Genomic DNA, 18,429 nt, shown 5'->3' with positions numbered 1-18,429 from the left:
GTTTATACATGCACAATATTAATCTATATGAAGGATTATTCATTATTTATTTCATGAGTGGAGAGCTATGGTTATAGCTATATTCAATCAAGTGAAGTTAATGTGAACTCGAAATCAACGATTAACGGGCAGTATTTAGTGCTACTTTCTGCCTTCTTTTATGGGTTAAACCCTTTGTTTGCGCAGCTTCTATTTCAGGAGGGTTTGGGCGCGGAAATGGTTAGCTTGTATCGATTTATTCTACCCGCTATCGGATTTGCATTTTTTCTACGAACGCCACAAGAGCATTGGGCTGAAGCATGTCGAAGCTTATTGCTTGGTATTGTCAGTGGGGTTTCGATCTTTGGTTATTTTCATGCGCTGGAAACACTTCCGGCGGCGACCGCTATTTTGATTTATTACACGTACCCATGTTTTAGTGTATTGATCGGTTGGGCTATATTTCGAAGGGTTCCAACACAGAATGCGTTTATATCGGCAGTGTTGGTGGCGATTGCTGCGTCATTAACAGTAAGGCCAGAAGCGCTTCCAAATAACGCGTTGCTTCCGATTGCCGCCTGCTTTTTGGCACCGCTAGTGGTCGCGACTCAGGTGCAGTATTTGACGAACCCACGACAGAGTATTCCAACAAGTAATCGAATGGCATGGATTACCTTTGGGCATATTTTGGTTCTTCTGCCGTTAGTTTTGTTGGTAGCGCCTGCTCAGGTGTTACCAACGTCAACCATGGGCATTATGTCTGTATTTGGCATAGCGTTACTGGCGGCTGCTTTACCACAACTGTTATTTATGGTGGGAGCACCAAGGTCGTGCGCTGATAAGAATGCGTTAACGGGCTCGTTAGAGTTGGTGGTTGCGTTGCTATCAGGTGCTGTTTTGTTGGGTGAGCATTTAGACCGGTTAGAATTCACTGCAATTGTGCTAATGATACTTGCGCTATTCATTAAGCAAGTGGAAAGCCAATCTGCAACAGAACCAAGTTTAGAAAGCTAGCGTATATCAACCTGGGTATCGTATTTCGCTCGGTTCATGGAGATCAACGTTTTGAATGAACGTAAATTGTCATTGCTGTAGAGCAGTTCGTTACAAAGCCCCTCGTAGGTAGGCATATCGGGTACGGTAATGATCAGCACAAAATCGACTTCTCCAGTCACTTGGTAGCACTCTTTAACCTGTGGTGCCTTTTGAACGTTACGAATAAACTCAGCATTAAGATCCTTTCTATCACGCTCCATCATGACCTCAACGACTAAGTGTAAGCAAGGCTCGAATTTAGCGTTGTTGATAATAGCGACGCGTCGGTCGATGACTTCTTCTTTAAGCAGTCGTTGTACTCGCTTGTGGCACGCAGGTGGAGAAAGAGCCACTTTTTCAGCTAATTGAACATTAGTAAGAGAACAATCTTGCTGAAGTTCTCTCAAAATGGCTTTGTCAGTTCGATCGAGAAACATAATTAACTAAACCTGTTTTAATTTGGAATATATTAAAAGTACAAGGCTCAATTTATGGAATTATTAACATTAAGTCGAGGTATATTAACAAACAGTAAAACGAGTAACCAAATAAACAAGCAGTTAAGGGATTAGATTTCAATGTGGAATAACGTAAAGCCTCAGGTTTTGTCTGTAGTTAATGAGATAGGTAGGGTGTATTGGGCATTGTTGCGCATTCTTGTTCCCGCCACCATTGTCGTGAAGTTGCTAGAAGAGATTGGCGCGACGACTTGGCTTGCCAGCGCTATTAGCCCTGTAATGGGTTTTGTTGGTCTCAGTGACGGAATGGGGCTTGTATGGGCTGTCGCTATTCTTACCAATATCTACACAGCAATGGTCGTATTTTATAATTTGGCCTTAACCGACACAGTAACAGTGGCACAAGCGACAATTTTGGGTTCAATGATTCTTATTGCTCATGGGATCCCTGTTGAAGGGGCGGTAGCAAAAGCCATCGGTTTTGGTTGGCGTTTGACGTTACTGGTGAGGGTAGGTGGCGCAATATTTTATGGCTTCGTACTTCATCAAATTTATACACTGACAGGTGCCGGCAGTGAAGCGATAAACCTAGTTTGGCAACCGGAAATCAGCGCATCTCCAAGCTTGTTAGAGTGGGGGATACTTCAGGTCACACTATTTCTATCAATATTAGGCATTATCTCTGCGCTGATTATTTTGCTTCGTTTATTGAGATGGATTGGCGTTGAAGCGTTGATGCATCGACTACTTAGTCCATTGCTTAGAACTCTGACAATTGGAAAAGAGGCCGCAAATATCACCATTGTAGGTATGACGTTGGGGCTAACCTTTGGTGCCGGTCTGCTCATCGATGAAGTGAAAAAGGGACACATCAATAAACGTGACACTATCTTAGTCGTTGGATTTCTTAGTCTTTGCCACAGTATTATTGAAGATACGTTTCTCATTTTACTTCTTGGTGCAGACCTTTGGGGAATACTCTGGGGGAGAGCTTTATTTGCGATTATTGTGATTGCGGTTTGGGGACGTTTGACGAAAAGTAACTCGAATTTAGTCGCTGAAAGCAGGTGAATACTAACGAGCTATCGATAGCCGTCGATGGCTCGTTATTTTCTCGTTTATATGAGTCCAAATAGAAAGCTCACAAAAGAAGAACGATTAATCTTTGAGGTTTTCTCCACCGTCGTCCAACTGTTGTGGACGCTTCCAGTAGGAGTATTGCGGTGTCCAATCTGAAGCACTTAGCCCAGCTAGCCCGAGCAGGCTCCACATTGAACAATAGAGATCGCCGGGGCCGAATATACAAGCGCTTTGCCTAAATATCTTGTCTCCTTTCCTTTCGTACACGACTGCCCCTGGTACGTTACTTTGTCCTTCCTGGACTGACTGTTCTTGAATATATTGCCCACCAGAGTGAGAGGCTAAACTGAACACCCAACCTCGTGAGTTTGCAAACCGGCGTTGTACTTCGGGAGCATCTTTGGAGACTAAAACGAGTGACATTGCGGACTCTAAATGTGGCACAAAACCGTTGAAACCGTCGGCCCATAGCGTGCAGTATCGGCAACCTTGTCCCATATTGTGTATTACTAGTAGTTTGTCGTTTTCAGCAAAGAGCTCAAGTAACGACGTGTCGCCATTAAGGGTTTGAAAAGTGTAGTTGGGGACTTCTATATTGAAACGGTTAGTTTTTCTAAGTTCCACGAGCTTCATGTTTAACTCAAAGATCTGTTGTTCTAGTGCTTGGATTTCAGAATTAGCCATAGTGGCGTCCTCTCGGCCCGTTTTGATAATCATCATTGTGAAGTTAAGCGTAGCGTAAATTGAATGAGAGTTAGTAGGGCGGTAAGAATAAAGCACTAAGGTATTAGTAATAATAATGGGGTGAAGCTATCGGAGGTGATTAACATGAAGTGTATTTGAACGGCCCTAACTGTCCTAGGGCCATCCCTTTTAGGCGACTTTACTGCTATTTAATGTCTCTTGAGCCGTATCAAAATCAAACTCTTCTAATGCTCGGCGTATTTGCAGTAGCTGACTGTTTGAGATCCCAACAGTTTCGCCATTCTCTATATCATCCGCCAAACTCAACGCATCAGTATCATTATCGTCAATAGCTTGCTTTAAGGCAGTAAAAACGGATTGGTCAAATAGACCTTCTGCCGCTTCGTTCGCTATAGAACTATCACTTTCGTCTTCACCGTTTTCAAATATCTGACTATCCAAAATGTTGCTTATAGTGATGTTGAGTTGAGCAAGCATCTGCTCAGTTTTTGCTTCGCTGGTAACTTCATTTTCTAACGACGCACTCGTTGTGTGTAGCGATTGAGCACCAATATTCCCAGCAACCCCTTTTAGGCTATGAATATAGCGTCTAACCTCTTCCTCATCGGTAGAGGCTAGGGCTGCTTTTACGATATCTCTATCTTGATAATGCTCGATAAAACGTTTGAGCAGTTTTTTATACAGTTTAGGATCATTATTGGCTCTGACTAGTCCTGCTTGCGTATTAATTCCGTCAATAGTAGGGATTGATTCAGTGCTAGGTTTTTCAGTGACCTTTTGATCTCCTGAAGTGTCGTCCATCGTTAAAGTAAGAGGGGTTTTAGGTGTTACCCATTCCGCCAAGGTACTGAACATTGCGCCTACGTCGATTGGCTTAGCAATAATATCGTTCATGCCACATGCTTTGGCTTTTTCTTTATCTCTCTCCATGACATTTGCCGTCATAGCAATAATTGGAATTTTGTTGTCATTGAGCTCTTCTCTAATCCAAGCTGTCGCTTCATATCCATCCATGATTGGCATTTGGCAATCCATTAAAATACCATCGAATTGAAATTGCTGATGCATATCTATGGCTTCTTTGCCGTTTTCAGCCACGGTGACGGTAATCTGTTGTCCTTCAAGTAGCTCTACCGCAAGCTCTTGGTTAATTTCATTATCTTCAACGAGTAACAATTTAGCGCCCGCAAGGTGCTGAGCATTGGCCAGTTGTGTTTGCTCTTGAACATCACTTCGGCTTACTCGATTAGAGTCAATACCATAAAGCCCTATGACTGCATCGTACAAATGTGACGAGGTAATGGGTTTATCCAATATATTAAGAGCGGGGAGGCTGCGTTTCTTAAGAGCGTCAGCAAGTTCTTCTCTCCCGTACGATGTGAGCATCAGAATCTTCGGTTCTTTCTCAAGTGTTAGTGTATTGGTGATGGCATCAACGAGATCAACACCATCTTTTCTTGGCATTTGCCAATCTGAAATAATCAGGTCATATGGAGTAGAGGCTGTTTTTATCTGTTCAATCGCTTCGTCCACACTTGATACCGAAAAAGACTCAAATTGAAGAGAATCAAGGATATCACTAACGATAATTCTGGCACTGGCATTATCATCTACGACTAACACATTAAGGTTGTCCAGTACCGGTGGAATAGTAATGGTGTCTTGTGTCAGGCTTTGGCTTACGGACATTTTGGTAGAAAAAGTAAAGGTTGAACCTTTGTTTACTTCAGTCTCTACGGAAATTGTGCCCCCCATCAATTGAGTTAGTTCTTTACTGATGGCTAGGCCAAGCCCCGTGCCCCCATATTTACGAGTGGTTGAGCTGTCTGCTTGTGTAAACTTGTTAAACAGTTTGTTAGCTTGCTCTGGTGTCATGCCAATACCACTGTCAGAAACGTCGAATTGAAGTCGAATAGTGTTATCACCGGTGTTCTGTTCAATAACTTTAATGGCGATTTTTACTTCGCCTTTTTCAGTGAATTTCACCGCATTATTCGCCAAATTAATCAGGATTTGACTCAGTCTTAATGGATCGCCAATGAGCGTGGTCGGTACATCTCGATCGATATGAATCAGTAGCTCTAATCCACGCTCTGAGGCTCGTAAGCCAACAAGGTTGGAAATATTGTCGAGTACATTTTCAAGGTGAAAATCGACGTTCTCGATATCGAGTTTTCCAGCTTCAATTTTAGAGAAATCTAAGATGTCGTTGATCAGACCAAGAAGAGAATCAGAAGATAGCTTGACCTTTTGAATGTAGTTACGCTGTGCTTTCGTCAGATCTGTTTTGAGTGCTAAGTAACTCATTCCAATGATCGCATTCATTGGTGTCCTAATTTCGTGGCTCATATTGGCTAGGAAATCAGATTTGGCTTGGTTGGCTGAATCTGCCTCATCACGTGCAATCGCAAGACTTGCCGCAGAACGTTCAATGGCAGAGTGAGATTTATTGGCTAACAGACCTAGTAACAATAGCGTGATTAAAAATACGGCTCCACCAATTGCAAGGTAGGTCGTGATGTTCCCTGATTTGGAGACAATTATGAATTGCTGTTCAAAAGAAGGTGATAAATACGTTTCAAACTGAGTGTGCAAACCATTGAGCGTTGATACTAGCCCGACCGCTGACTCCTTTTTATCGACAAGCTGACGAAAGAGTGCGAGATACTCTTGCGTGTGCGAGAGAATTTGTTCTGCACTTGCGTAATGGAGCGATTCATTCGATTGTGAACCGATTGTTGTTAAGAGCGATATCGTGGACATCAACTCATCGATGACTTGGTTTGAAAGTGTATCTTTAGCTTGAACCGATTTTGCCATTGAAAAATCACGGTCGTGTTGTTGCGCCCGGTTAAGTATGGCTTGTAGATACAGAATATTGGTGCCAACAGCGAGGTTTTTACTGATGGTCTCTTGAGTTTTGTTGACGTCGGAATGGCTTAACGACAGCTGTTTCTCTATGTCGGTTCTTGCTGTGTTCGCTGACTGAATAAGTGCCAGTGCTGAACGATCGAGTTGAGTGATGATACTTTTTTTAAGCACGCTCTGGTTGTTAGAGACTCCTCTAAGTTGAAAAAAGTAGGTCACGTATTGATTCTTGTCTTTCTCGACTTTTAAAAGCAGCTCGTCATTTTGAAAAAGTGATTGCGGCCCTTGTCGAGATAGAGCAACTAAGGTTTGCTCTAATAATTGGATTTGATTTTGAAAATTGGCAAAATCATGAGGATGTTGACTGATTAGGTAACGTTTTTCGGCACTTTGCGCAGACGCAATCAGGCTCAATGTTCGATGGGTGAGAAGGGCGATCTCTGAAATCTCTTCCGCATCGGCTCGTTGTTGGTCTAACAGGTTAAGTGAGTTTTGTAATTGACTGTCATATTGATCAAGAGTCTGACTTATGAGTAGTGATGCGTGCTGAGCTTCATTATTCATGATTTGGCGAAGATTAGACACTTCTTCGGTAGCGCCAATATATTGCTCAAATTGGCTTAGGTAATTAGGCAGTAATTGTAAAAGCTGTGTTTGTAATACGGTATTGTCAGTTCGTTCGATGAGCTGTTGAGCATTGCCTAGTTCTTTGAATAAGCTTTCTGCAGTTTGCTGTTCTGGGCTGTGTATATAATTTTGTTCAAGCACTTTAATATGATCGAATGAAGCGTTGATCTGAGCAGAGTTCGCGTATTGGTCAACGGTATCAAATCGGGTTGTGAGGCTATACCACCCGAGGGTTCCTGCAATGACCAATAAGCAAGAAGCTAAAATAAACCCAAAAAGAATACGACGTGAATCCAGTGTGAAATTACTAACTGATAGCATTAATTTTGCTTCCCTTCACTGTGTTTAAAAACAGATGATGTATCAATCCATTGACTACTAACGGCGGTGTATGAGTACTATTGAAAGCGCACCATTTGGCTACTCATTCTCATCATCATTCGTTTCATTATCCGAAAATGAATCTTTGATTTTTAGGACTTGATCGAGCTGCCCAAGAAAAACGGTCACCAAATTGGGGTCAAAGTGACGTCCTGCTTCTTCCTGAATTAGGGCTGTTGTTTTTTCAATTGACCATGCCTTTTTATAAGGACGTTCACTGGTTAGCGCATCAAATACGTCGGCAATAGCGACAATTCGAGCACTTAAAGGTATATCTTCCCCCTTTGCGCCGTGGGGGTAACCACTACCATCCCATTTCTCATGGTGATAGAGCGCGATCTCTCTTGCCATTTGCAGTAGTAACGAATCACTATCTCCAATAATGGCACCACCAATCTCGACGTGTTTCTGCATGATGTCCCACTCGTCTGCGTCTAGCTTTCCTGGTTTACCTAAAACGTAATCGGGGATACCAATTTTTCCTATGTCATGCATTGGTGAGGCTTGGAAGACAAGCTCTTTCCAACGTTGGTTTACATCAAGTTGTTCTGCAATGATTCGTGAGTAATGGCTCATACGGATAACGTGCATGCCGGTTTCGTTGTCTTTATATTCTGCTGCGCGACCTAGACGTTGGATAATCTCCAGCCTTGTTTGTTCTAGTTGTTCTGTACGTTGTTTGACTTTCACTGCCAATTCTAAGTTTTGGTTATGCAGAGCAATATGCGTTTGTACCCTTGCTTTGACAATAGGAGGGCTAATTGGTTTAGTGATGTAATCAACTGCACCCATTTCAAACCCTTTCTGCTCATCAACAATCTCAGCTTTTGCTGTGACAAAAATAATAGGGATATCGGCCGTGATTGGGTTTGATTTTAGTTTACGACAAACCTCGTACCCATCCATTTCTGGCATCATAATGTCCAGCAAAATCAGGTGTGGTTTTGGACTGGTATTGGCTATTTGAATCGCCTTTTTACCACTTGTCGCAGCTTTGATCTTAAATTCATCAGAAAGAATACCTGACAAGGTGTGAATATTATCGGGAATATCGTCGACAACAAGAATGACGGGTTTTTGAACACTTTCGCTTTGCATGCGTGTTAAATCCTTTTAACTTCATAATTTTATATGCATTTAATTGTTTGAGCCTAATGACTCTCTGCTTGTAGTTAAGAGTAATAGTTATTGTTAATGTAAGTGCGAACTAATATTGATATTTATATTGAATTGTAGGATCGATCTCATTATTGGGTAATCATTTCAATGAGGCTGCTGAAATTAAAGGTAATCATGATGGGCAGTGGACCACAGTGGTGAATAGAACCTAATATGAAAAACGTTCGTCGAATTTCAGAGTGCCAAGGGGTAAAATGAGAAGCACCCCCAACAAAGGTGTTGAGGGCGAGCTATCGATGAAGGTTGAGTAGCGACAAATCAAATGTATTGATTGAGTTATCTTTTTACTACTTCATTACATGGCAGCTAAATTCAGCCCGCCATAAGAGTTCGTTTGACTCTCTCATAGTGCTGAGTAGTTCTTTACCTGAAAGTTGAGGGTAAGCTTGCATAACTTTCACGTCACTATTTCGTTCAAGTGATTGGTATGCCCTAACATGGGTAAAGGTAGTATTTAAGTTATTTGACAGCATGGATTTGGACAGGCAAATCCCAAAAACGTCCTTTTTCATCGTTCTTTCCTCTGAACTTATCCTAGCCGGATAGCGTTGTGTAGTATCAAAAGCAGAGTAAGAATTATTGTGAGCTTCTGATGTATAGGCCCATGCTGAGAGCCTAGATCTGATATTAGTATTACCAATAGTTAATATCAGACCTCAGGTAAGTATACTCATATAGTGGTAAATTGCATAAAAAACAACCTAAAATCGGTGTGATTTTATTCAAACATTTGAATGCATTTAGTTTTATATATTTTTACATATTTGTAAAAAAGAAGCATAAAGAATAACCTGCTGAGACTCTTTGATTTTTCAATTCATAAAACTGTCATATTTCTACGACTCTTGCTCACAGATATGAAGGGCTTATATCTTCTTTTTGTTAATTAAGTGTTAGTTTTATCAGCGACGAAAGGAGTCACACTATGAAATGGAGCCAAATTAGTTTTCGAAAACGAATGCTAATTATCATGACACTATCAGGGTTACTGGAACTGCTGATTTTAGTTGCAGCGGGATTTGTCTATGTTAAACACGCTCAAGAAGAAGAAATGGGTCAAAAGGCCCTTGGTGTGGCGTCATTTCTAGCAAAGTCCCCTTATGTTCAGCGAGTGATTTCTCATAACGATACTCAACACCAAGACCGGTTCCGTGATTTAACGACCATGATTGGCGCAGCCTTTATCGTGATTGGGGATAAAAACGGTATTCGTTTAATTCACCCGATTGACGAGCGTGTCGGTTTACCGATGAAAGGTGGCGACAATATTCGAGCTTTAACGCATGGCGAAGCCTATATTTCTTTTGCACAAGGATCATTAGGCTACTCGGTTCGCGGTAAGACCGCTGTTTTTGACGAGCAAGGTAATATCATCGGCGTCGTCTCTGTTGGGTATTTAGTTGACCGACTTGAAGATCGAGTGGAACCTTTCCTTGCGTTCTTATTGTTCATGGCCCTTTTAGTGGTCGTCGCTAATGCCATTATCTCAAACTATGTATCTCGCCGTTTCCAACGAGCCATCTTAGGATTTGAACCAGAAGAAATTGGTCGATTGTATGTCGAGTTAGACGTCACTATGAGTACGCTTAAAGAGGGGATTTTGGGTATTGATGCGAAAGGAAACCTAAGATCTATTAATAAAAGTGCCTGTGACATACTTGGCGTCGAAAAAGAAAAATCACTCAATAAGCCGTTATCAGATGTACTACCGCACAGTGACTTGTCAGCCGTTCTGGAAACAGGGGCGAGTGACCATGATATTGATATATTCCTAAATAATCAGCGGCTGATTGCGAATAGAAGCCCAATTATTGTTGATGGTGTGGTTGTCGGTGCGGTATCTAGTTTCCGTTTGCGTGATGAGATTAACGAGCTTAGCGAACAGTTGTCGCAAACAAAAGCGTACGCAGAAATGCTCCGTTCTCAGACTCATGAGCACCGTAATAAACTCAATACGATAAGCGGCATGGTTCAAATGGGCGAGCTAGATTCGGTGCAAAAATTGATTGGCCAAGAAACAGCGCACTACCAAACCTTAATTGAATTTTTAAGAGAGACAATTCGAGATCCGCTTATAGCTGGTATGTTGCTAGGTAAAACAGAGCGTGCGCGCGAACTGGGTCTAGAGCTTATAGTTGAAGAGGGCTCTAGACTTGAAATGCTACCTGAGCGAGTTAACTCCAGTGACGTTGTCACTATTTTGGGTAATTTAATCGATAACGCCTTTGATGCCACAATGTCTGCTATTGCTGAATCGGAACTGATCACTCAAGAGCGTCGTGTAATTGAAGTATCAGTCAGTGATTATGGAAGTGAAATCATATTAGAAGTGACGGACCAAGGTATTGGCTTACCAAGTAATGTTTCTTGTGATGAATTAATCAAGAAAGGCATATCTACCAAGGCGAGTCAAAATAGAGGTGTTGGACTTCACTTAGTGAATCAACTGACATTGAAATATTTTGGCCAATTAGAAATGAGTGAAAACAAGGATTTTGGAACAAGAATGACAGTCTATCTACCTAAGGAAGAGCAGAGATGATTGAGCAAACACGAGTGATGATCATTGAAGATGACATGGCAATTGCTGAACTTCATCATCGCTATCTAAGCCAAATGGGCGGGTTTGAAGTGATTGGTATCGCGACATCTCAAGCAGAAGCTGAAATGCAGTTAGATATTTTAAAACCCGACCTCGTTTTACTCGATGTTTATCTACCCGATGGGACGGGTCTGGATATCTTACAAAAGGTGCGAGGTAGCAATCAGGGCTGTGACGTTATTTTAATTACTGCAGCACGAGATGTAGACACGCTGCAACAAGCCATGCGCGGTGGTGTCGTCGATTATTTATTAAAGCCAGTGATGTTTCCTAGATTAGAAGCCTCGTTGAAAAAATACCATGATCAAAAAAACCAGCTCGATAATGCCGATGATTTGAATCAAAACTTAGTCGATAAAATGCTGCAATCTAAAACCTCTAGTGAAGCGACAACCCAACGACTGCCAAAAGGGATAGATAGCGTTACTTTAGATAAGATACGTAATCTGTTTCTGGAGCCCGCGAGCTTAACGGCTGATGAAGCTGGAGAGAGTATTGGTGCAAGCCGAACCACTGCAAGACGTTATTTAGAGTATTTGATTAGCTCAGGTGAATTAGAGGCCGATCTAAACTATGGAACAGTAGGCAGACCAGAACGGTGTTATAAAAAACTAGAACGATAGCAATGGGTTAACTTGATTCTTTCTGTAGATTGTTGCTATGAGTTGAGTTTGCCTGCAATTAAGTATCAGCAACGATATTTTCAAACAGATTAAATGAAAAATAAGCACTAGACGTTATGTTTATCCCTACCTACCTTTAATGATAGATATATAAATAACATAAAGGGATAACCATGTGTGCTTTCCAGCGTATTTTGTGTTTGATATCGATATTTGTTTGTTCAGTTGTTGGTGCAGCCGAGTTAAATAAATTGTCATTTTTGACGGAAGAGTACCCTCCATATAACTATACCAATGGTGATGAGGTTAAAGGTATTGCCGTTGATTTGCTTATAGAGGCTTCCACTATTGTTGATAGCCAAATCCAAATTAGTCAAATTAACGTACAGCCATGGGCTAGAGCTTATCGTTCGACTTTAATTACTGATGATACTGTTTTGTTTTCCACCACAAGAACTCAACTAAGAGAGCATCTATTCCAGTGGGTTGGCCCGGTGAGTAAGACGCGAATCGTCGTTTTGGGAAGAAAAGACAGTCATATTGAAATAGAGGAAGCGACTGATTTAATTGAATATCGAATCGGCGTTATTCGAGATGATGTAGGGGAGCAGTTACTGGTTGAGTTAGGTGTACCTCGAGATTCTATGCAAGAGAGTTCTTACGCTAAGACAATTGCTGAGCAGTTGCATAAAGGCCGTATTGACTTGTGGGCATACGAAGAAAATGTTGCAAACTGGTGGATTGCTCAAGCAGGCTATGACGCAAATGAGTTCGAAACGTTATTTGTACTGCAAGAAGGCGAGCTATATTACGCTTTTAACAAAGATGTCGACAATATTCTCATAGATAAGTTGCAACAAGCCATTGATAAGGTTAAAACTAACATAAATGACGATGGTATAACGCAATATAATGCCATAATTAAAAAGTATCGATAATTATAATTTAAATACAGATGTGACGACATGAGCCAAAGCAGTAGTACAATTTTAACCGAAAGCGGCACGAACGAGCTTGAGATTATTGAATTTCACTTAGAAAAACAGTTGCCTGATGGTAGTACAAAAACATGTTACTACGGGATCAACGTTGCTAAAGTCCGTGAAGTAATTCAAGTTCCTGATACCACTGATTATCCGAATGCACAGCCGCACATGGTTGGTGTATTTTCATCCCGTGATATTTTGACTCCATTAGTTGACTTGGCGGGTTGGTTAGGTGTTCCAACCAAGGCTGATTTAGATAAAAAGTTTGTTATCGTTACCGACTTTAATCGGATGACCAACGGCTTTTTAATAGACAGCATAAGCCGTATCCATCGTATTTCTTGGAATGATGTTGAATCTCCAAGCCAATTCTTGGAAGCGGGTGAACAAGATTGCGTTGTTGCTGTTGTGCGAAAAGATAAAAATTTGATTATGATTTTAGATTTTGAAAAAATTATAGCGGATATTAATCCTGAGTTAAGCATGGAAAAATACGACGTAAAAGTTGATCGTTCCGTTGATCTTGACCAACAAAGTGTCACCAAGCGAAACGGAAAAACCATCATGGTGGTTGACGACTCAGCTTTTATTCGTAGCTTGATTCAAGACACTCTTAGCTCTGCAGGCTACAACATTATTGCGTGTAAAGATGGTGGTGAAGCTCATGAAAAACTCATGGAGATTGAGCAAGTCGCTTCAACCGAGAATATGTCAGTAGACGAGTTGATTAACGCTGTCGTGACCGATGTTGAGATGCCAAGAATGGATGGCATGCACTTGCTAAAAAGGTTAAGAGATACACCCGTTTATCAAAATACACCTATCGTTATGTTCTCGTCATTAATGAGTGAAGACAACCGTTCCAAAGCTCTGGCTCTTGGCGCGAATGACACCATCACTAAGCCAGAAATCGGTAAGATGGTTGCGATGATGGATAAGTATATTTTCGTATAAGTATTTAGAGTTTGAAGATGTTCGTTTAACTGTAACGTTTGATGAGTACCTCTATCTGTATATAAAACAAAGCCCTATACTATTACTTTGGCATAGGGCTTTGCTCTTTTTACTCGGTTAAATGACTTTACTTTGAAATATCTCTTAGCAATTCAATTAACTCAGTTTCAGTCTTAGGCTCTTTCGATAAGGTCAGTTCTGGAGAACTACCACCTTTTAAAACATAAGCTCGAGTACTGCAGTGGTCATAGTGGTACCAGTACCCATCGACACAGACATCAGTATAACAACGAGGATCTTGCTTCAATTCCATATGTATTTCTCCTTTACACTTGTGCAACACTTACGACAATAGTTGATTACAATGTGAGTGAAAATGATCTAAATCAATAAATATAAACTTTGTAATATTTGTAAAAAAACGATAAGTGATGTTTATCTCTCATTCTAAGCAACTCAAATGGCACTTGAAGATAACTTCGTTTATTAATTAATAGGTTAACTGTTCTTGAGAGTTTGATTAGCAATGGAAAATATCTTCATAATTGTTGTATTACTTGTCTTGTTTTTTGTTTTTGTACAAAAGCGCTTGGTTAAAGACGAGAGCATTAAGGACAGCGCTTACAAGCGTAAAGGGCCATTACTTAACTCTCAGGAAACTGCGGTTTATAATGCACTTACTTCCGCTGTTGGCGAGCATGGTGTAGTGATGGCAAAAGTAAATTTGTCGAATGTTTTGTCTCCGGTGGCAACGGACAAAAAAGGCTGGTTTGTTGCGAACAACCGTATCTCGAAGAGTTATTTTGATTTTGTAATTTGCGATCCACGTTCGTTAGAAGTACGCGTGGCTATTGAGCTTGATAATGGTCGTGAACTTGATAAAGGTAAGATTGATCGTCAGAAATTGCTGATGCATGTTTGTAAGTCTGCGAATATTCCACTTATAGGCACTTCAATAAAACATAGTTATCAAGTGGGGCGCTTAAGACGTCTATTAGCGACACATATCGATCTTATTGAACCTGATAAGGAAGTAAGATTTTGTAAGAAGTGTGGAAGTCCAATGGTGATTAAAGTCGCTAATCAAGGAGACTTTAAGGGGAGGCGTTTCTTCACTTGTAGTCGCCAACCTCAATGTACTTATACTGAAAACTATAACGTAGTTTTTGAAGATAGTGAAAGCTAGTTAGATTTAGTCCTACCGTTCTAAATGGATGTTACGTTAGATTTCGGAGTAGATGACAGAGCGTGTTGTTTTTGCTCCGAACAAACCATAACTTGGTTACGACCATTCTTTTTCGCACGATAAAGCTCAGCATCCGCTTTAATAAGAACATCTTCAAGTTTGATGATAGGACTACATTCACACACTCCAATGCTTACGGTTAGCCTAATAGGCTCTGCTGCAAGGTTGAAACTGTGTGAGGCAATGAGCTCTCGAATCACCTCGGCCAACTTCTCTGCCTGTATCACATCAGTATGAGGGAGAGTTAAACAAAACTCTTCCCCACCAATTCTAAACACCTGTGATTCTCCTATCGCTTTTTTTAGCAGTTTCGCCGTTTCAACCAGTACCTTGTCCCCAATTGAGTGCCCAAACTGATCATTTACTTGTTTAAAGAAATCAATATCTAGAATCAGCAAGCTAAATGGTGCGTTTTCAAATCGCTGAAAAATAGGAAACTGATGAGTTAAGGCTAACCGATTGTAGGTGTTAGTTAGGACATCTTTTGACGCAAGAACCGATAAGCTTAACTCTGATTTCTTCCTATTTGACTCAAATATATGCGCGGTCAACCAAACAAAAAGATAGCAAGTCGTCATATTCAAAATGAGCATGTTGTTTAATTGACTAGGATAAAAGTTGAGCTTTATAACGATAATACTAATTTGAACAATGAAAAATAGACAGGTATGGATAAACCCATGCTTTTGCCCAAGCAACAGGTAGTAGAAAATAGGAAAGAATATTCCCCAAATAAAAGTGCCATTTTCAATAGGTAAAAGGTAAGTAGCTAAACATACGATCAATGCCAACATGGACGTGAAGACTATTATCGAGCGATATGAGTGACGAAGCTGTTTGGATAAATAGGACAGGTAAAAAGAGTAGGCAGAGAAGACGGCGTGGCAAAACGCCAATAAAAACTCATTCAGCACTAACATGTTATAAGCGGAAAATACGACAGAGACAGTCGCCAGCACTAGACAGAGCCAGGTAAGAACGTTGGCACGAAGCTTATGTGAGTTACTTAGAACATCCACGTCCATGGAGATTTCCTGACTTATATCAAATTAACCTGTAAACAAACGTGAATGATAGGCATTTTTGCTATAGATGCAATCGAATAGTGGAATGAGTATCACATAATTGTGATCTTGATAAGAGGCTAGTTGATTATCCCTGGCGCTATGGTTGAGTGTAATGTATCGGGTGTAATAAGAGGGTCTATTGATATTCCTTTGGTAGGCAAAGTCCACTACTTTTGTGCTTACTAAAGATAAACCCCAAGGTGGACTTGGGGTTAGTGGTCTCTATCTTTGTAATTTAGAGTAAAGATTTGGTACTAATATTTATCCTATATATCTAGACGGCCTTCATCTAGTGCGGTGGTTAACCAAACTAACGGGGCATTCCAGTTAATGGTAATTTCGTTCATTGTCCAAGCGCCAATCTTGTCAACAAAACAGGTTTGCCCAGTACAGGATCCTTGCATACCGGACGCGATAGGATCACTAAAACTCGTTGAATTTGGACCGCCAATCAACGCGCCTGGCGCAGGTTTAGGGAAGCTATCACTGGCTACATTGGCCCAAAATCTATGATGTGGTTGTTCTACGGCGTACTGACCGTAACCAGTAACGTATGAAATATTCATTGGGTTTCCACCAAGTATGTAATCCATTCCGCTCGCTGCTGCTTTTACCAGAGATACGTCTTTGCTGTAGTCATAACCATACACTAAGAAAATCCCCCGATTAGCTAGGTTCGAATTTGAACCCCAAGGGTATTGTGTAACTGAGTATGGTATGGCATAACCTTCTTCGGCTATTTGTGTCTGATAGGCTTTTGCCGTGGTAATGATATTTGCGCGGGCTTTCTCAATATGATTTTTCTCTAATTCATTAGGCACTAAAGCAAGGCTAAGTGTTGCTAATGGAGATGTGTATTGCCAGAAAATATCACCTGTGGTTTCGATATCACCTTTAGGTGTATCCAAAAACAGTGGTGAGGCTGTGACTTCATCTCGGTAGTTTTCCTTACCCGTTGTAATAAAGAGCTCAGAAGCAGCCCAATAGAACTCATCAGAAAGTTCTAAATCATCGTAAGGCCCTGAACCGATGAAATTGTCATAGGCATAAATCTCAGGGTTAGCTTTTGCCGCCTTCCACGCATTTTCTGCAGCATTCAAACACTTCTGAGAAAATTTCTCGTCGATTGATTTCCAAATACGAGCACATTGAGCACCAATGGCTGCAACATTCAGAGTAGCAGCGGTGCTAGGTTGGCCGACATGACGCTTTTCTTTGTCTTGATGCGGAGCTAATGGAATGCCAGTCCACGACTCATCAGCTATTTTATGGAAGACAAGGCTTGAGCCATCAATCTCTGATAACGTTAGTTTTTTACCATCTGATTGATTTCCAATAGGGGCTACAACACGGTGACCCGCAGGAATTTGCATTGAAAGCATAAACTCGATATTCCAACGAGCCTCGTCAAGCAAGTCGTTTACGCCATTAGTATTTTCAGGAATTTGTACTGTTCCATCAGGAAAGGGGATTTCGACGTGATCAAGCCAAACACCGCGCTCATAGAGATTAAGCAGCGTCCATGTAGTGATACCGCTATTAACAGTGTATTTCCCGTGATCACCCGCATCGTACCAACCACCAGTTACATCAACCTTGAAATCACAACCTGGCCATTGATTTCCCCATGCATCGACTTTATCAAAGCATGAAACGATATCGTTTACATGCCCAGCGGGTCTCGCTAGGTTATCTCTTTGAACATATTTGCTATCTATTTCGATTCCGCTACGGTTTTGGTAGAAGTAAGAAAGCGCATCATGCTTCATCTCAGAGTAAATCGAAGAGCTGATATCAAATGAGAAAGACTCAATATCGTCAACCTTGAGTTTAAGGCCCTGTTGTTCGGTCGTTATGTAGCTGAGGTCAATTTGGTGAACCATTTCACCTGATGCTTTATTAAGGCCAAAGGGAACTGTGCGTCCTATATCTATATTGATGCCTTTCGAGTCAAATAGCTTCCAACGAAGTGGGTCGGTTGAATCTGAAACAAAAAACGCCTTCTTGTCAGCCATCGGAAGAAAGCCTGTCTGATTGACTCGAAGGGGAGAGACGCTTTTATCCTCAACGTAAGGTACACCATTAATAGAGATATTTCGAACGCAAACAATCGCCTCTTTTTGTGCGCCCATTTGAAACTGAAACTCTGCACCAGCATCGCTTGGTAGCTCTTGATTAAATTGATAAGAGTAGGAATCCCAAGACGGTGTTAATTCAGTATGAGTAACAAAGTAGTGTGTATATGGAGGCCCTTCATGTTGGATGAGTGTTTTTACCTTAGTTTCGACATTCGCTTTTGCATCGAATGTGATTTTATAGTCATTGCCTTCAGCAAGCCCGATGTTAGCGTGCCCTAATATAACATCCCAAGGGTTACTGCCGGGGCTAGAAATCGTCGCGCAGGCTTCTGCATTTTCGACACTTACAGATGTTCCAGCGACCCACCAATGTGCTAGCTCTTTTTCAAAGTTTCCATTAGTCAGCATTTCTTGATTGGCAAAACTATGTCCGCTTACGCCGATTAAAATAGGCAGCGTGTATAGATATGGTTTCATTAAATATCTCCTCGTTACATTCCTTATATGAGTTCCTAGTAGCATGGAAAATGAACGATTTAACAACAATGTATAGCTGCCTAA

Annotated in this window: 15 protein-coding genes; 7 read left to right on the top strand and 8 right to left on the bottom strand. The window is 41.1% G+C overall.

All coding sequences use genetic code 11. The features are described 5' to 3' along the window. The first annotated feature begins 102 nt into the window (after positions 1 to 102). Positions 103 to 993 carry a DMT family transporter gene (locus L4C54_RS01440; RefSeq protein ID WP_428806791.1) on the top strand — a complete coding sequence of 297 codons (891 nt, stop codon included), beginning with the start codon at positions 103 to 105 and terminating at the stop codon, positions 991 to 993. Here L4C54_RS01440 and L4C54_RS01435 read toward each other — a convergent pair. Then, a complete protein-coding gene (locus L4C54_RS01435; RefSeq protein WP_428806790.1) occupies positions 990 to 1,451 on the bottom strand; it encodes an Lrp/AsnC family transcriptional regulator in 462 nt (153 codons plus the stop codon). The two genes, L4C54_RS01440 and L4C54_RS01435, sit on opposite strands and share 4 nt — an antisense overlap. A 141-nt stretch (positions 1,452 to 1,592) precedes the next feature. Between L4C54_RS01435 and L4C54_RS01430 the strand changes: the two genes are divergently transcribed. Next, positions 1,593 to 2,543 carry a hypothetical protein gene (locus L4C54_RS01430; RefSeq protein ID WP_428806789.1) on the top strand — a complete coding sequence of 317 codons (951 nt, stop codon included), beginning with the start codon at positions 1,593 to 1,595 and terminating at the stop codon, positions 2,541 to 2,543. 87 nt (positions 2,544 to 2,630) lie between these two features. Here the strand turns inward: L4C54_RS01430 and L4C54_RS01425 are convergent, their stop codons facing one another. The 4 genes from L4C54_RS01425 to L4C54_RS01410 all read right to left on the bottom strand — a co-directional run bounded on the left by L4C54_RS01425 (position 2,631) and on the right by L4C54_RS01410 (position 8,824). Beyond that, complete coding sequence (locus tag L4C54_RS01425; RefSeq protein WP_428806788.1) at positions 2,631 to 3,236, bottom strand: DUF899 family protein; 606 nt, start codon at positions 3,234 to 3,236, stop codon at positions 2,631 to 2,633. 189 nt (positions 3,237 to 3,425) lie between these two features. After that, positions 3,426 to 7,073 (bottom strand): response regulator, encoded by a 3,648-nt coding sequence (locus tag L4C54_RS01420; protein ID WP_428806787.1) that lies wholly within the window; start codon positions 7,071 to 7,073, stop codon positions 3,426 to 3,428. Positions 7,074 to 7,172: 99 nt separating this feature from the next. Continuing rightward, positions 7,173 to 8,231, bottom strand: coding sequence for an HD domain-containing phosphohydrolase (locus tag L4C54_RS01415; RefSeq protein WP_428806786.1), 1,059 nt, complete (start codon positions 8,229 to 8,231; stop codon positions 7,173 to 7,175). Positions 8,232 to 8,599: 368 nt separating this feature from the next. Then, positions 8,600 to 8,824, bottom strand: a complete 225-nt coding sequence (locus tag L4C54_RS01410) for a hypothetical protein (protein ID WP_428801922.1) — start codon at positions 8,822 to 8,824, stop codon at positions 8,600 to 8,602. A gap of 413 nt (positions 8,825 to 9,237) precedes the next feature. Here L4C54_RS01410 and L4C54_RS01405 point away from each other — a divergent pair, with 413 nt between their 5' ends. From L4C54_RS01405 to L4C54_RS01390, 4 genes are all read left to right on the top strand, one after another. Next, positions 9,238 to 10,854: an ATP-binding protein gene (locus tag L4C54_RS01405; RefSeq protein WP_428806785.1), complete on the top strand. Its 1,617-nt coding sequence runs from the start codon at positions 9,238 to 9,240 to the stop codon at positions 10,852 to 10,854. After that, positions 10,851 to 11,537, top strand: a complete 687-nt coding sequence (locus L4C54_RS01400) for a response regulator (RefSeq protein ID WP_428801924.1) — start codon at positions 10,851 to 10,853, stop codon at positions 11,535 to 11,537. The genes L4C54_RS01405 and L4C54_RS01400 overlap by 4 nt, the downstream gene beginning before the upstream one ends. A gap of 173 nt (positions 11,538 to 11,710) precedes the next feature. Next, a complete protein-coding gene (locus L4C54_RS01395; RefSeq protein ID WP_428806784.1) occupies positions 11,711 to 12,475 on the top strand; it encodes a substrate-binding periplasmic protein in 765 nt (254 codons plus the stop codon). A 27-nt stretch (positions 12,476 to 12,502) separates the two neighbouring features. Next, entirely contained in the window at positions 12,503 to 13,477 is a 975-nt protein-coding gene (locus tag L4C54_RS01390) for a chemotaxis protein (RefSeq protein ID WP_428801926.1), read from the top strand. Between the two features lie 127 nt (positions 13,478 to 13,604). On the opposite strand, the gene L4C54_RS01385 is transcribed toward L4C54_RS01390, so the two are convergent. Then, on the bottom strand, positions 13,605 to 13,790 hold the full coding sequence (locus tag L4C54_RS01385; RefSeq protein WP_428801927.1) for a hypothetical protein: 186 nt from the start codon (positions 13,788 to 13,790) through the stop codon (positions 13,605 to 13,607). A 213-nt stretch (positions 13,791 to 14,003) separates the two neighbouring features. Here L4C54_RS01385 and L4C54_RS01380 point away from each other — a divergent pair, with 213 nt between their 5' ends. Then, complete coding sequence (locus tag L4C54_RS01380) at positions 14,004 to 14,663, top strand: DUF2726 domain-containing protein (protein ID WP_428806783.1); 660 nt, start codon at positions 14,004 to 14,006, stop codon at positions 14,661 to 14,663. 20 nt (positions 14,664 to 14,683) lie between these two features. On the opposite strand, the gene L4C54_RS01375 is transcribed toward L4C54_RS01380, so the two are convergent. Together L4C54_RS01375 and L4C54_RS01370 are read right to left on the bottom strand one after the other, a co-directional pair. Next, entirely contained in the window at positions 14,684 to 15,748 is a 1,065-nt protein-coding gene (locus L4C54_RS01375) for a GGDEF domain-containing protein (RefSeq protein ID WP_428806782.1), read from the bottom strand. 308 nt (positions 15,749 to 16,056) lie between these two features. Continuing rightward, a complete protein-coding gene (locus tag L4C54_RS01370; RefSeq protein WP_428806781.1) occupies positions 16,057 to 18,345 on the bottom strand; it encodes a glycoside hydrolase family 9 protein in 2,289 nt (762 codons plus the stop codon). Between the last annotated feature and the right edge of the window lie 84 nt (positions 18,346 to 18,429).

It is taken from the genome of Vibrio lamellibrachiae (assembly GCF_050337265.1).
Taxonomy (GTDB): Bacteria; Pseudomonadota; Gammaproteobacteria; order Enterobacterales; family Vibrionaceae; genus Vibrio; species Vibrio kyushuensis.
This window is presented reverse-complemented; position numbering and strand designations above follow the sequence as displayed.